General features: G+C 67.5%; 14 protein-coding genes. 12 read left to right on the forward strand and 2 right to left on the reverse strand.

All coding sequences use genetic code 11. The annotated features are described in order from the left end of the window. The first annotated feature begins 306 nt into the window (after positions 1 to 306). From ACWCPQ_RS06320 to ACWCPQ_RS06330, 3 genes are all read left to right on the forward strand, one after another. Positions 307 to 801 carry a hypothetical protein gene (locus ACWCPQ_RS06320; protein WP_449895420.1) on the forward strand — a complete coding sequence of 165 codons (495 nt, stop codon included), beginning with the start codon at positions 307 to 309 and terminating at the stop codon, positions 799 to 801. Next, positions 798 to 1,097: a hypothetical protein gene (locus tag ACWCPQ_RS06325; protein ID WP_449895422.1), complete on the forward strand. Its 300-nt coding sequence runs from the start codon at positions 798 to 800 to the stop codon at positions 1,095 to 1,097. Before ACWCPQ_RS06320 ends, ACWCPQ_RS06325 begins: the two co-directional genes overlap by 4 nt. Before the next feature lie 968 nt (positions 1,098 to 2,065). Continuing rightward, positions 2,066 to 3,040 (forward strand): terpene synthase family protein, encoded by a 975-nt coding sequence (locus ACWCPQ_RS06330; RefSeq protein ID WP_449895424.1) that lies wholly within the window; start codon positions 2,066 to 2,068, stop codon positions 3,038 to 3,040. 875 nt (positions 3,041 to 3,915) lie between these two features. Here the strand turns inward: ACWCPQ_RS06330 and ACWCPQ_RS06335 are convergent. Beyond that, entirely contained in the window at positions 3,916 to 4,257 is a 342-nt protein-coding gene (locus ACWCPQ_RS06335; RefSeq protein ID WP_449895426.1) for a MerR family transcriptional regulator, read from the reverse strand. A 148-nt stretch (positions 4,258 to 4,405) separates the two neighbouring features. Between ACWCPQ_RS06335 and ACWCPQ_RS06340 the strand changes: the two genes are divergently transcribed. From ACWCPQ_RS06340 to ACWCPQ_RS06355, 4 genes are all read left to right on the forward strand, one after another. Then, complete coding sequence (locus ACWCPQ_RS06340) at positions 4,406 to 4,846, forward strand: Hsp20/alpha crystallin family protein (RefSeq protein WP_449895428.1); 441 nt, start codon at positions 4,406 to 4,408, stop codon at positions 4,844 to 4,846. Between the two features lie 542 nt (positions 4,847 to 5,388). Continuing rightward, entirely contained in the window at positions 5,389 to 5,619 is a 231-nt protein-coding gene (locus ACWCPQ_RS06345; protein ID WP_449895430.1) for a hypothetical protein, read from the forward strand. After that, positions 5,594 to 5,965, forward strand: a complete 372-nt coding sequence (locus ACWCPQ_RS06350; RefSeq protein ID WP_449895432.1) for a cold-shock protein — start codon at positions 5,594 to 5,596, stop codon at positions 5,963 to 5,965. The genes ACWCPQ_RS06345 and ACWCPQ_RS06350 overlap by 26 nt, the downstream gene beginning before the upstream one ends. Beyond that, positions 5,962 to 6,198 (forward strand): hypothetical protein, encoded by a 237-nt coding sequence (locus tag ACWCPQ_RS06355; protein WP_449895433.1) that lies wholly within the window; start codon positions 5,962 to 5,964, stop codon positions 6,196 to 6,198. Before ACWCPQ_RS06350 ends, ACWCPQ_RS06355 begins: the two co-directional genes overlap by 4 nt. A 195-nt stretch (positions 6,199 to 6,393) precedes the next feature. Here ACWCPQ_RS06355 and ACWCPQ_RS06360 read toward each other — a convergent pair whose 3' ends face one another. Continuing rightward, positions 6,394 to 7,059 carry a fasciclin domain-containing protein gene (locus ACWCPQ_RS06360; protein WP_449895435.1) on the reverse strand — a complete coding sequence of 222 codons (666 nt, stop codon included), beginning with the start codon at positions 7,057 to 7,059 and terminating at the stop codon, positions 6,394 to 6,396. 250 nt (positions 7,060 to 7,309) lie between these two features. Here ACWCPQ_RS06360 and ACWCPQ_RS06365 point away from each other — a divergent pair, with 250 nt between their 5' ends. The 5 genes from ACWCPQ_RS06365 to ACWCPQ_RS06385 all read left to right on the forward strand — a co-directional run bounded on the left by ACWCPQ_RS06365 (position 7,310) and on the right by ACWCPQ_RS06385 (position 12,617). Beyond that, positions 7,310 to 7,807 (forward strand): DUF6764 family protein, encoded by a 498-nt coding sequence (locus ACWCPQ_RS06365; protein WP_449895437.1) that lies wholly within the window; start codon positions 7,310 to 7,312, stop codon positions 7,805 to 7,807. Between the two features lie 123 nt (positions 7,808 to 7,930). After that, positions 7,931 to 8,836: a MerR family transcriptional regulator gene (locus ACWCPQ_RS06370; RefSeq protein ID WP_449895439.1), complete on the forward strand. Its 906-nt coding sequence runs from the start codon at positions 7,931 to 7,933 to the stop codon at positions 8,834 to 8,836. Positions 8,837 to 8,914: 78 nt separating this feature from the next. Next, positions 8,915 to 10,036: a polyprenyl synthetase family protein gene (locus ACWCPQ_RS06375; RefSeq protein WP_449895440.1), complete on the forward strand. Its 1,122-nt coding sequence runs from the start codon at positions 8,915 to 8,917 to the stop codon at positions 10,034 to 10,036. 17 nt (positions 10,037 to 10,053) lie between these two features. Then, positions 10,054 to 11,586 carry a phytoene desaturase family protein gene (gene crtI, locus ACWCPQ_RS06380; protein ID WP_449895442.1) on the forward strand — a complete coding sequence of 511 codons (1,533 nt, stop codon included), beginning with the start codon at positions 10,054 to 10,056 and terminating at the stop codon, positions 11,584 to 11,586. Further along, positions 11,583 to 12,617: a phytoene/squalene synthase family protein gene (locus ACWCPQ_RS06385; RefSeq protein WP_449895444.1), complete on the forward strand. Its 1,035-nt coding sequence runs from the start codon at positions 11,583 to 11,585 to the stop codon at positions 12,615 to 12,617. The genes crtI and ACWCPQ_RS06385 overlap by 4 nt, the downstream gene beginning before the upstream one ends. Positions 12,618 to 12,994: the final 377 nt, after the last annotated feature.

Below are 12,994 nucleotides of genomic sequence, written 5' to 3' on the forward strand. Positions count from 1 at the left end.
GACGTCACCGGACGATGGACGCTATGGGAGGACCGGCAGTGCGCCTCGCCGTTGGCGGGTCGTGGTCACCGCTCTCCGCGAAGCCAGAGAATCTCGAGCGGCGCTCGGTTGACGGCCCGGAGATCACACTCCTACGATACGTTACGAGACGTAACTATTTTGGAGAGGTGCAGAGCCGCCCGCAATGGAAGCAATCTCCGAATACAACCGACAACTGCCCGAGACCCCGTACCGAGACGATCTCCGCACGACCCAGTATCCGGGCACTCGCCGGCAAGAACTCCTCGCAGCTCTTACGGCGCTTACATGAAATCCCTCGCGCTCGAAGTCGGCGACAAAGCGATTGCGGCCGCCCGCATCACCGACAACAACCTGCCCGAACTTGTGATGCGCGTGCCCATACCGCCCCTGGACGCCTGGATCGAATGCCGCAATCTTCTCCTCGATGTCGCCGGCGACGACGAGGTAGCCACAATCGGAATCGCCTGCCTCGAACTGCGCGGCAACAGACTCGACACCCCCACGCCCGGTTCATCCGATCAGTGGCCGACAGGCCGCGAACTGAAGAGCGCGGTGCAACGCACTTTTCCGGCTGCAGTGATCCGCGTAGCCTCACATCGCACGTGTGTGTTGCTCGCCGAATCCTACACCGGCTCCTACACCGGCCTGATATCTTCGGAAGAACTGGCACTGGCAGGCGCCGGAATTCTCGCCCGGCTCGAATGCAGCCTACGAATCCCATCCAAAACTTGCCTCCACCAAAGCATTCGCCGACGCTATCAAGACCAGAGGCCTACGTGACGATCGAGAACGCAGACCAGGACGCCTCGCACGCTGATGCCGCGATCTGCACCACGCCGATCGCAACAGTGGATGCCAACCGCCCGAACCGAGCACCTGCGGCTCGGAAACAACGAGGCACGGGTGACCACTATCCCCATGGGCAGGGCAATCGGAATGGGCAGGGCAATCGGACCGGAGAGGCCGCCGCGACGGTTCCGTACGGTGCGATGCCACCGAACCAGTTCGCAACGCTTTCAGTAGCGTCGACGCTCGCTGTCATCGCGGGCCTGCTCACCGACTGGGACAGCTACTGATACCGGACATACCACCTCGTACGAGAACACCAGCGCCTCTGCTTGAACGGACTACCCACTCGCGGCCCGATCGACCGTTACCGGAGACGAGCCGAACCCGTCGTCAAAGACGCAGCCGCCACCCATGTGTTTGTACGCGGATGTCGCGTCTGTCTCCTGCTACGCGCAGCGCCTCTCCCGTATCAGGGGACAACACGGAGCCTGCGACACTCTGCCATAGGCCGATCCCCTTACCTACCGAAGACTCCCACTCGCCGATCTCAATGGCATGTACGCGACCCCAACCAGCGAAGTCGAGCATGTACCTGCGGGTCGCCCAGTCATGGTTTCTCACCGACCGCGGGATGGTCCCCTTCCACATGCGAAGCGGTAGCCAGGGAAACCGTAGCTGTACTCGTTCGTTGCCACGAACCGGCTTATAGAGATCCATCGAAATTCGCCCTACCTTTTCTCGAGAACGTACCGGGCTTCCCAGGGCAATGCCGACACCGCAATGCTGAACGTATCCGCACCGCCAGCATCCGATTACACGCGGGCAACCCTGCGAGCAGCCATCCATGAACGGTGCCGTCACGCTCGTCGACCGAGTCCAACATATCCGACATCCTCACTCACGTGGCCATGATCGAGTAAACATGCGATCCCGCGAAACCCCCAGTCCAGCAGCACTATGCACGACCCACGGTGGACGTCCCGCATCACCGACAACCTCGAGAATGCGCGATAGAGGTACAGGAATTCCACCGCGCCGCCGGTCCCCGATCCCGCGGCAACCCGACACCACACCGATCGGCGACCGACCACCCGGACCGCCGCCGACGGCTACCGGCGATCTGGCTCTGGTCACCATGCCGCAGTAACAGCGCAGTCCGCCATCCGCGGCCGGCCATGAAACGCATACCTGTGGCACCCCGAATCCACCTCGGGCCCCACCGCTGAGTCCGATCCTGGTCAGCTCGGTCACGGCGATGATCCGGATCGCTGCGCACGTCGATTCGAGTGACCGGCCAATCGAGCAGGCGATCCTCGACTGGGCAGAAGAATTCCGCCTCCTCGACAACGCCCGGTCCCGGGAGCGGCTCGCCCGCACCCACCTCGGCGAACTCGTCGCCCGGTCCTATCCACGCATCGACCCGGCCCGCATCCACGCAGTCGCGGGGTGGTTCACCTGGGCGTTCGTGATCGATGACTGCTACGACAACCCGGTCGGCGGCTACGACGCGGCGGTCGCCGGAATGGTGCGGACACTGACCCCGGACGGCAGCGCCGCACCCGCACCGGCCTCCCGTCTCGATGCTCTCCTGGCCCAGGTGTGGTCGGCGCCGGCGGCCGACCGCAGCCCGTTTTGGCGAATGCGCTTCACCCAGCACATGATCCATTTCGTCACAGCGTTCAAGTACGAGGGCATCAACCGGGCGCGCAAGCACACGCCGAGTCTGCTCGGCTACACGCAGCTCCGTCGCGTTTCCGGGGGCATCACGCCCTCATTGGATCTGCTGGAGGTCGCGGTGGACCGCGAGGTCTCGCCGCTGCTGCACGAAACCGAGCAGCTGCACACAATGTTCAACCGGTCCGCGGATGTGGTCGTCTGGGTCAACGATGTGGTGTCGCTGTCCAAAGAGCTCGCCGCGGGCGAAACCACCAACGGTGTGCTGGTGCTCGCCAAAGAACGTGGCCTCGACAACTTGCAGGACGCGGTCGACGCGGTGTACAGCCGGGTCGCCGAGCAGATGATCGAGTTCTTCCGGGTCGGCGACGAATTGGAGCAGCTCGCGTCGACCTGGCTCGGCCTCGAAGCGGCCGAGATCGCCGCCCTCGACGATTACGTTTCCGGGATGCGATCGTGGATGCGCGGCAACCTCGACTGGTCGGACCACTGCGACCGTTATCTGGTCGCCGACGGTGTCCGGCTCACGACGGACCCGACGCTCGTCACCCCTTGATAACAAGTCGTCCCGCTGACCGGAATATCGGCGGGTGAACAGACGAGTGGAGTAACCGACTCTGCGCGATGAGCTCGGCGCGCAGGTCCGCACACTGGTCGGGAAGCTGCCGTCCTCCCGGACCCGCGGGGGCGCGTACCACGCATTGAGATCTTCGACCTGGTAAGGGCCGTATCGGCGTTGCAGCCCGCGCAGCATATCGGTCAGGTCGTAGTCGTCGAGTTCACCGCGGTGGGCTCGGTCGTAGAGATCCCCCAGCGGCGGCATATGCGACAGGTCGGTGAGCGGTGTGCGCGCAGCCCGGACAGGTGTGCGAGGTGGGCCGGCGGTGAGTTCATCCGCATGCTGGGCAGCCGCGACTCCAGCGTTACCCTCCGCGGCGGCGCGCTCGGTACACGGTCGGCTTCTCGGACGCCATCGGCTCGACGGTGCATCCAGTCACTGTGACCTTCGGACCGAAGGCGAAGCAGCCCCCGCAGATCATCACACAGGCGCGCGATCAACTCCCGGGCACTGCCGCCCCCGCCTGTCACCGGACCGGTGAAGCGTGCCCCAGTTCGGGCACATCTTGTACAGCGCGGTTCGGGAGAGCCTGCGTAGCCGCGCGATCGAGGACACGGACCTGTCGCGTCGCGTGAGCGAAGGGCGGGTCCGCCGGATCTGTTCCTCGCTCATGGCCGGTGGCCGACCGAGCCGTTGCCCGCGGACCCGGGCTGCGGCGAGGCCTTCGTGGGTAGCCCTCGACACCACTGTGCAGCGGACCCTCGACGGGCGCGCGCAGCGCTGACCCGGAACCCGGCGGCCGGGGAATCGTCGTGGGCCCGGGTGGCGCGGGCCGGCCCCGGACGGTTCATGCGCTGCGATCGATGCCCTTGTCAAGCCGGACGCGTCCCCGGAGGCGGGCGGCGTGACCGCTCGGCGGTGAGGGCATCGTTGCTCTCGCGCAACGCGGCATTGGCGTCTTCGAGGTCGAGGATGCGGGCGATCCCGGCCAGATTGACCCCTTTTCCGGCCAGGGCGGTGATACGAGCCAGGCGGGCCAGGTCGTCGCCGCTGTAGCGGCGGGTGCCGCCGTCGCTGCGGACCGGGGCGATCAGTCCGTGCTGTTCGTAGAGGCGCAGGGTCTGCACTCCGACGCCGGCGAGCTCGGCGGCCACCGAGATCGCGTACACCGCCTGCCCGGCCCCGGGTAGATGACCCTGTTCCTGTCCTGGCATCCGCCCAGTCTCCCGTTCTCTGCTCATAACCAACTCCCCAAAGATTACCTCTCGGTTCCACTTGCACTCGATGAAGGCGAGTGCTAAATATTATCTCTGTCAGATGACAGAGGTTATCTGAGTTTCCTTCGATCGAGAATGGAGTGAGTTGGAGGTGGCGACCATGCTGATGCGTACCGATCCCTTCCGTGACCTGGATCGCCTGACCCAGCAGGTGTTCGGTACCCCGGCGCGTCCGGCGCCGATGCCGATGGACGCCTGGCGCGAGGGCGATGAGTTCTTCGTCGAATTCGACCTTCCGGGCATCGACCCGGACTCCCTGGACCTCGACGTCGAACGCAATGTGGTGACCGTGAAAGCCGCACGCCCGCAACTGGATCAAGCCCGGCCGATGCTCGCTGCCGAACGCAGCCGCGGAGTGTTCTCCCGCCAGTTGTTCCTGGGTGAGAACCTCGACACCGACGCCATTCGCGCCGATTACCGCGACGGCGTGCTGCGTTTGAGCATCCCGGTCGCGGAGAAGGCCAAACCACGCCGGATCGAGATCAACCGCGCCGATACCACCGACCGTCCGGCCATCAACGTCTGACCCGCCCCGGAGGCCCCCTTACAGGGAGGCCCTCCTCGCCGACGCCGCCCGTCGCCGCGGGCGGCCGCCGCGGCGACGGCACGAACCACGCGTCCCGCGCACACGCACGACGACCGGTCGGCGCCCGGCGTGGCGCAGACCGGCCCGTTCCGACGTGCCGGCGTGGACCGCCCCACCCGGCGCACGTCCACCCGGTAGCCATCGGCTCGTGAAAGTGAGGTGATGCCCTTCCTGCATTGCGCACCAGAGGTTCTCGCGCGGGCGCGAGGTATCGACTCCCGGGAGCCTGCACCAGCGCACCACATCGCCGGCACAAGTGCGCCGGCAGCGGTGCCCGGCCACCGTGTATGGCAACAGCAGGTGCCGCGATACTCCATCCCACGCGAGCCGTAACGGCAATCGTCACATTCGAATTCTCTTCCACTCGACGGGTGGGCCCGTTCAGCACACCAGGCTTGCGGGCCCACCCGGCCCCTGCACCCAGCACAGGTGGTGGAACACCTTCGGCAGTGCGAAACCCTGTGCGAGAAAGAGAGACCGCGATGGCCACCACCCTCGTTCCGGTCGGCAGCGAACTCGACCGCGCCGAGCAGCATGCCCCCGTCGACGAACGCGGCCGCGCCCTCGGCCTGGACACCGCCGCAAGGCACCCCGCACCCGAACGCGCCCGGCCGGCCTTCGACACCGCCGACATCAGCGACCGCCTCGACCGGAATCGGATCATCCCCGCCCCCTGCAATGACGACGATGACTACTACTGCCTCGCCTACTGACCCCGCCCACCCCGGCACCGGCCATCACCACGATCGCCCGCCACGCTGGCATCACGCCCGAGTTGCCTGGTTCGACACCACGAAAGGATTCGGGTTCCTCACCCCGACCTCCGGGCCCGCAGTGTTCGTCGACTTCTCCGTAGTCGACACTCCCGGCTACAGAACCCTCACCGCCGGGCAACCGGTCGTCTACACCGTGACCGCCACCTCCCGTGGCCCCGAAGCCACCCGTGTCATCCCTTGTCCCCGTCCTATCGCCGGCCGGATCGCCCACAGCGGCGACGGCCTACGATCCGGCCGGCGATACTCCGCTCGTGCAGCCCGACACCCCGGAAACCGCCCATGAGTACGACAATCCCCGATATCGACGGCCACCACGCGACCGCCCCCGAACACACCGGCACCCCCGTGGTGCGCTGGCCGGACCCCAGCCCACTACGCCCCTGGTGGGAGTCGATCATGGCATCGGCCATGACCACCGGTCCCGCGGTTCCGCGATCACCCGATCCGCGCCACCCTCGCGCCCGTGATCCGTTCCAGCGCTCCTGCGCACCTACCCGCATCACCACCAACCGTTGACCCACGCCGCCGCCGGCATCACCGCGGCAGAACCGACGGCGCGATCCGGGACACGGATACGATCCGAGAACGAGGTTGCCGGTGGACGATCGTCTGCCGGCAACCTCGACGCGCACGCCGAAACTCGGCGGAATCGCGTCGGAAAACACCGTCGGAACCCCCGGGATGTGCGGCCACCCGCATGGTCGCCGGCGGTTACGAACCGTTGACAGTCGCCGGGATGAGGACCTTGTCGACGAGGTACACGGTGGCGTTTGCGGTTCCCATGCCGCCGCAGACGACCGAGCTGTCGTTGACCGTGATCCGATCGCCGTCACGAGTAGCGGTGACCTCCGACCCTTCGACAGTGCCGAAGGTACCGGCGATATCGTCGGTACCGATCCGGCCCGGCACGACATGGTAGGTCAAGATCGTGGTCAGCAGCGCCGAATCCGTTTTCAGTGTCTCGACCGTGGCGGGGTCGAGGGCGGCGAAAGCGTCGTCGACGGGCGCGAAGACGGTGAACTCACCCCCGTCCACGGTCTCGGTCAGGTTCACCTGCGGGTTCAGCCGGCCGGAGACCGCGGCGGTGAAGGTGGTCAGCAGGGGGTTGTTCGCCGCTGCCACCGTCAACGGTTCGGTCGCCGGCTGTCCGACCGAGCCCGGCCCGGAGGGCACCTCCTGGGTGTACCCGGCGCATCCGGGACCGATCGGCGCCGCCGCGGCGGCCGCGGTGTCCTGCGAGGAAGGCATTGTGGTCGACGCCTCCTCGGCGCCGGCAGTGGTCTCCGAGGTCGAGGTATCGCGACTACAGGCCGCGCCGGCCGTCACGGCGGCGGATGACACCGCGATCAGCGCCGCGGCGGGTTTGCGGATTCTCATGTCGTGCCCTTCCGGGGAAAGGGCGGGGCGCCGTGGCCGGCCGGTGGCTCACGATCGTGTATTGCAGTGGTGCGGTCGAGCCCGTGGCTTCGTTACGTCGTGCACCCCGCTGACCGAATATCTCTGGTGCGTCGATTTTGCATCACTTGGCGAGTAGTGTGAAGCCTCACAGACGGAAAAGTTCAGCTCGTCCGGTCACCCCCGGACACGGGAGTGGTCGGCATCAGGTTCGACAACGAGGGAGACCGTCATGTTCCACTTCACGAAAGCCCGCGCATTCGGAGTATTGATGGGTACCGGCGCCGGAGCGCTGTGCGCGCTCGCCGGGGCGCCGACAGCCGGCGCCGCGCCCCCGGCCGCCTGTCCCGCACCCGATGCGGCGGTGGTGCAAGCCGCCGACGCCGGCGCCTCGTGCTCGGCGATCAGCACTGCCGGGGGCGCAGCCGCGGCCTACGGAGTCGACGGCAACGCGGACGCCGATGCGGCGGCGACGAGCTTGTCGCTGGCGATCGCCGCCGACGGCGGCCGGGCCAGTTCGGCCTCGCAATACTTGTCGGGTCCGGCAGCGATCGCGGTGGGCCCCGGGTCGCAGGTGAGTACCAGCGGGGTGCGGCCGGGACTGTCGATCGGTATCGCCGGACCGGGAGCGACTGTCACGGTCACCGGGACCTCCACTCCCACCTGCACCGGTGGCCCGGCATTCGCCGGAGACTTCCAGACTTTGCAGGGGTGCCTGTCGACACGGTGAGGCATTACGTGCCGGCGGGTTCGTCCGGCACACGTCGACCCGGGTGGGTCACGCCGCGGGGAGGCGATCCGGGCCGCCTCCCCGCCGGTCGGAGTGCGTTCACGATCGGGAAAGAGGGTGCCGGTGACCGAGGATGACAGCGGTTCCGAGGGCGACAGGGGCTCCGGAGATGATCCGGAGGTCGGTTTCACGGTGAGTACGGTCGCCCGCACGCTGGGTGTCCCGGTGGCGACCCTGCGCAGCTGGACTCAGCGCTACGGCCTGGGGCCCTCGCATCACACTCCGGGCAAGCACCGCTATTACACCACCGGCGATGTCGCGGTCCTGGGCAGGATGGTCGATCTCGTTCGAGCCGGGGCCAGCCCGGTGACGGCCGCAAAGGCAGCGCGCGCGGCGGCAGACCCGAAACCGATACTCGGCGACAGGGATCCGGTGCTGGCGGCCGCCGAGCGGCTCGATTCGGCCGATCTGCTGGCTCGGTTCTCCCGTCATATCGCCCATTACGGTGTGGTGCGGACGTGGAACCTGTTGTGCCGTCCGGTGTTCGCCGAGATCGTGGACCGGCAAGCCCACGAGCTGGGGCTGATCGAGGTCGAACATGTCCTGTCCTGGGCGATCACCACCGCCCTGCACCGCACGGTGCCGCCGCTGCACCCCGCTGCGGGACTCGCGCCGGTGCTGTTGGCCTGCACCGTCGACGAAGACCATGTCCTGCCGTTGGAGGTGCTGCGCGCCGCGCTGGCCGAGGCCTCGGTCCCGTCCGTGCTGCTCGGCGCTTCGCTGCCCGCCGGTGCGCTGGCCGCTGCCATCGCCCGCCAGCCGCGGCGGCCGGTGGTGGTGCTGTGGTCGCAGACCCGGCGCACTGCCTCGCCCGCACCGATAACCGCCGGCGGTCGTGTCCCCTCGCGGTTGCTGCTGGCCGGGCCCGGATGGACCACCGCCCTGGTGGGTCGCATCCCGGTAGCGACACATGTCGGCACCCTCGAGGAAGGTGTCGACGAGATCATGCGTGCGGTGCATATCCTCTGAGAATACGCATCGTTTATGCATCGAATACGAGTAGGGTTGATTCGACAGCTACCGAACCACGCACACGCTGGAGCGCTGATGAACGCAGAGAACGGCCACCACGGTCACGGCGAATACGCCTCGCGCATCACGGTGCTGTCCGGCGCAGATACCGAGAGCGGCGGGCGTCGGCAGGAGCGCATACGAGTGCTGATGCTGGCCGAATTGGCGCAGTTCTGTGCCGGCCGTCTCGATACCTCGGCCGGTATCGACATGTCGCACGTGCTGTGGCAGTACGTCGGCCGGGGCAAGTGCGTTCGGTCGACCTTCATGTATCTGGGCTGGCTGTGCGGAGCCGGCGAGAGCCGGGCCGCGCTGCGAGCCAGTGCAGCGCTGGAACTGCTGCACGGGTTCGCGTTGCTGCAAGACGATGTGATGGACGAAGCCGCCCGGCGACGTGGTCGCCCAGCCGCGCATGTGCAGTTCGCCGAACAACATCGCCTGCGGGCGATGGCGGGCTGCTCCCGGCGATTCGGCGAATCGGCCGCGACGCTGCTCGGCGATATGTGCCTGGTGTGGGGGGAGCAGATGATGCGCGACAGCGGCGTACCCGCTGCGGCGCTGAGCAGAGTGTGGCCGCTGTACGATCGAATGCGGATCGAGTTGGCGGCAGGCCAGTTCGCGGATCTGGGCAACGATATCCGCGCGACCCCGTCCTTGGAGTCGGTGCTGGCGATCGCCCGCGCGAAATCCGGTGACTACACGGTGAAATGGCCACTCGTCATGGGTGCGACCATGGCGGGCAGCGACAACGCGACCCGTGCTGCGCTCGCCGAGTACGGCCACCTCATCGGCGAAGCCTTCCAACTACGTGACGACATTCTCGGCGTCTACGGATCCCCCGAGCTCACCGGCAAACCCGGGGACAACGACATCACCGGGCACAAAGCCTCCACAGTGCTCGTAGCTGCGATCGAAATGGCCGCCCCCCGGCTGCGCCGCGACCTGTGCACGCTGCTGGCCGCACCCGAACTGGACCAGGCAGCCGTCGAGCAGGTCCGGACACTGATCACCGCCACCGGCGCGCCCGCGCGCATCGAGGCGATGATCAGCGACCGTCTCACCGGCGCCCGACACGCGCTGGCCGCTGCATCGCTACCTGCCGGCGAGCATGCGCTACTGGAAGAACTCGCCGTCGAATGCACCGCCCGGCAATCCTGAAAGAAGGCAGCACACTCATGCGTCACGTCATCGGCCGCACCGAGCACGTCGTGGTGATCGGCGCAGGCCTGGCCGGGTTGTCGACCGCGCTGCACCTGGCCGGCCGCGGCAGAACTGTCACCGTCGTGGAGCGCGACGCGGTGCCCGGCGGCCGCGCCGCCCGCGCCGATATCGACGGTCACCGACTCGACCTCGGACCGACGGTCCTGACCATGCCCGACCTCGTCGACGACGTGTTCGCCGCTGTCGGCGAAGACACCGACGACCACATCTGTCTGGTCCCCGTGGACCCCGCGTATCACGCACGATTCGCCGACGGCCGCACCCTCGAGGTCCACACCGGCGCCGAACCCATGGCCGCCGCGATCACCGACTTCGCCGGCAGCCGAGAAGCAGCCGGTTACCTGCGCTTACGGCAATGGCTGACCGGCCTCTTCGACACCGAATTCGACCGGTTCATCGCAACCAACTTCGACTCACCGGCCGCGCTTCTCACTCCCGGCACAGCCCGCCTTGTAGCGGCGGGCGCACTGCGCCGCTGGGACCGAGTGATCGCCGGCCACCTGCGCGATCCCGACGTACGCAAACTGTTCACCTTCCAATCCCTCTACGCCGGCGTCGCACCCCAGCGCGCACTGGCCGCTTATGCGGTCATCGCCTACATGGACACCATCCGCGGAGTGTTCTTCCCCCTCGGCGGCATGCGCGCACTGCCCGACGCGATGGCCGCAGCCGCCACCGCGGCCGGCGTCCGGTTCGAGTACGACACCACCGTCAGCTCCGCCGAGCGGTCGGGCTCCCACATCCACGCCGTCACCACTACCGACGGCCGCCGCATCGCCTGCGACGTCCTGGTGTGCACCACCGAACTGCATCACACCTACGCACTGCTCGGCCACCGGTCCCGCCGCCCGCAAAAGCCGATCGCCGCGCCCTCGGCCGTCGTCGCACACCTCAGTTGTGACCCGAACCCGCATCTGGCGCACCACAGCCTGCTGTTCGGCGCGGCATGGGAACAGACATTCGCCGAGATCCTCGACCAGGGCCGGACGATGAAAGACCCGTCCCTACTGCTCACCCGCCCCACCGCCACCGATCCCACCCTCGCCCCGGCCGGGCGCGATCTCGTATCGATCCTCGCGCCCGCGCCCAACCTCGCACGCGCGGCGATCGACTGGGACACAGACGGACCCGCCTACATCGACGAAATACTCGCCACCGTGAACCGGCGGCTGGCCACCCCGCTCTCCGGTGTGCAGATCCTGCACACGATCACCCCGGCGGACTGGGCTCGCCAGGGCATGCTCGCCGGCAGCCCGTTCGCCCTGGCACACACCCTGTCCCAAACCGGGCCGCTGCGCCCGGCCAATATGATCCGCGGCCTGGACAACGTCGTCCTCGCCGGCGGCTCCACGGTGCCCGGAGTCGGAATCCCCCCGGTACTGATCTCCGGGCGCCTGGCAGCCGACCGCATCACCGGCACGCTCTCGCCCCGCGACCGTCCCACTCGCGCGCGCACCGCACGCAGACAACGGAGGCCGACCCCTTGAACCGCACCGAACTGGATGCCGCCCACATCCACGACCCGGCGCTGCGCCGCTCCTACACCACCTGCCGAGCTCTCAATGCCCAGCACGGTAAGACATTCTTCCTCGCCACCCGCCTGTTGGCTCCCGACCAGCGCCCCGCCATCCACGCCCTCTACGGCTTCGCCCGCCGCGCCGACGACATCCTCGATACCGGCGACTCCGCGACCGATGTCACCGTCCGCGCCGCACACCTCGACACCCTCATCCACCGCTTCCGCCACCACGACACCGCCGCTGACCCCACCCTGGCTGCGGTAGCGCACACCGCCGACACCTACCGACTGCCGCCGCACCTGTTCGAAGCGTTCTTCGACTCCATGCGCATGGACCTGTCGATCACCGACTACCCCGACCGCGGCGCCTTGGACCGCTACGTGCACGGATCAGCCGAAGTCATCGGCCTGCAAGTACTGCCGGTACTCGGCACCGTCGCCCCGCACGAAGAAGCCGCCCCCTTCGCTGCCGCGCTGGGCTACGCCTTTCAGCTCACCAACTTCCTGCGCGATATCGACGAAGACCTCGCCCGCGGCCGCGTCTATCTTCCCGCCGACGAACTCGCCGCCTACGGCGTGGACCGCGACCTGCTGCACTGGTGTCACGACCACCGCCGCACAGACCCGCGGTTGCGGCGTGCCCTGGCCCACCAGCACGCGCTGACCCGTGCCCGATACCGATACGCCCAGCACGGAATCGCCCTGCTCCATCCCCGCTCCCGGGCCTGCGTCGCCACCGCGCTGACACTGTATTCGGAAATACTCGACCGGATCGAAGACAGCGACTTCGCTGTGTTCGCCCAGCGCGCCCGGGTGCCGTTGCCCCGCCGCCTCACCGTCGGAGTACGGGGACTGATCACCTCCCACCGGACACGCCACGCAAGTACCCCATCGGATCACTCTTACCCGCTCCCACGGCGACAGCAGGCAGACGACCCGACGTCGCAGCAAATTGCCGGACAACACTCGGCTCGGGTCGGTCATCACGGGCTCTGGTGACTCAGGGTCGACAGGTCCAAGGCACGGTCGACTTTCCATACCGGGCCCGACTGCGGCGACAGCCCCGGCTTCGGTCGTGGAATACGGGAGTCGGTCGATCGCGAATTCGGACATCGGTCGCATGGATTCTGCGTCGGGGTCTGGTCGCGAATTTCGACACCGGTGTCGCGCTGGGGTCTGCACAACCCGTCCGAGTGCGAACTCTTCCAGTGCACCGGTCGCGATGCGGCCAGCCGTCTCACAGCAGGCATGATGGCTTCATCCGGCTACCGACCTGATGTCGGCTCGATCCGTTGCACTGCCCCGAGCCGGCCGCGGCGGCGCGTCGAACCGGTCGAACCGTCGAGTTCTGAAATAATTGCCGACCGAACAGCTCG

The sequence above is a fragment of the Nocardia sp. NPDC001965 genome, from assembly GCF_053594175.1.

What these genes read in the sequence shown, in the direction of transcription:
- crtI (WP_449895442.1), top strand. Translation starts at nt 10,054, where the DNA reads ATGCGTCACGTCATCGGCCGCACCGAGCACGTCGTGGTGATCGGCGCA.
- ACWCPQ_RS06375 (WP_449895440.1), top strand. Translation starts at nt 8,915, where the DNA reads ATGAACGCAGAGAACGGCCACCACGGTCACGGCGAATACGCCTCGCGC.
- ACWCPQ_RS06365 (WP_449895437.1), top strand. Translation starts at nt 7,310, where the DNA reads ATGTTCCACTTCACGAAAGCCCGCGCATTCGGAGTATTGATGGGTACC.
- ACWCPQ_RS06350 (WP_449895432.1), top strand. Translation starts at nt 5,594, where the DNA reads ATGACTACTACTGCCTCGCCTACTGACCCCGCCCACCCCGGCACCGGC.
- ACWCPQ_RS06335 (WP_449895426.1), bottom strand. Translation starts at nt 4,257, where the DNA reads ATGCCAGGACAGGAACAGGGTCATCTACCCGGGGCCGGGCAGGCGGTG.
- ACWCPQ_RS06345 (WP_449895430.1), top strand. Translation starts at nt 5,389, where the DNA reads ATGGCCACCACCCTCGTTCCGGTCGGCAGCGAACTCGACCGCGCCGAG.
- ACWCPQ_RS06330 (WP_449895424.1), top strand. Translation starts at nt 2,066, where the DNA reads ATGATCCGGATCGCTGCGCACGTCGATTCGAGTGACCGGCCAATCGAG.
- ACWCPQ_RS06360 (WP_449895435.1), bottom strand. Translation starts at nt 7,059, where the DNA reads ATGAGAATCCGCAAACCCGCCGCGGCGCTGATCGCGGTGTCATCCGCC.
- ACWCPQ_RS06320 (WP_449895420.1), top strand. Translation starts at nt 307, where the DNA reads ATGAAATCCCTCGCGCTCGAAGTCGGCGACAAAGCGATTGCGGCCGCC.
- ACWCPQ_RS06355 (WP_449895433.1), top strand. Translation starts at nt 5,962, where the DNA reads ATGAGTACGACAATCCCCGATATCGACGGCCACCACGCGACCGCCCCC.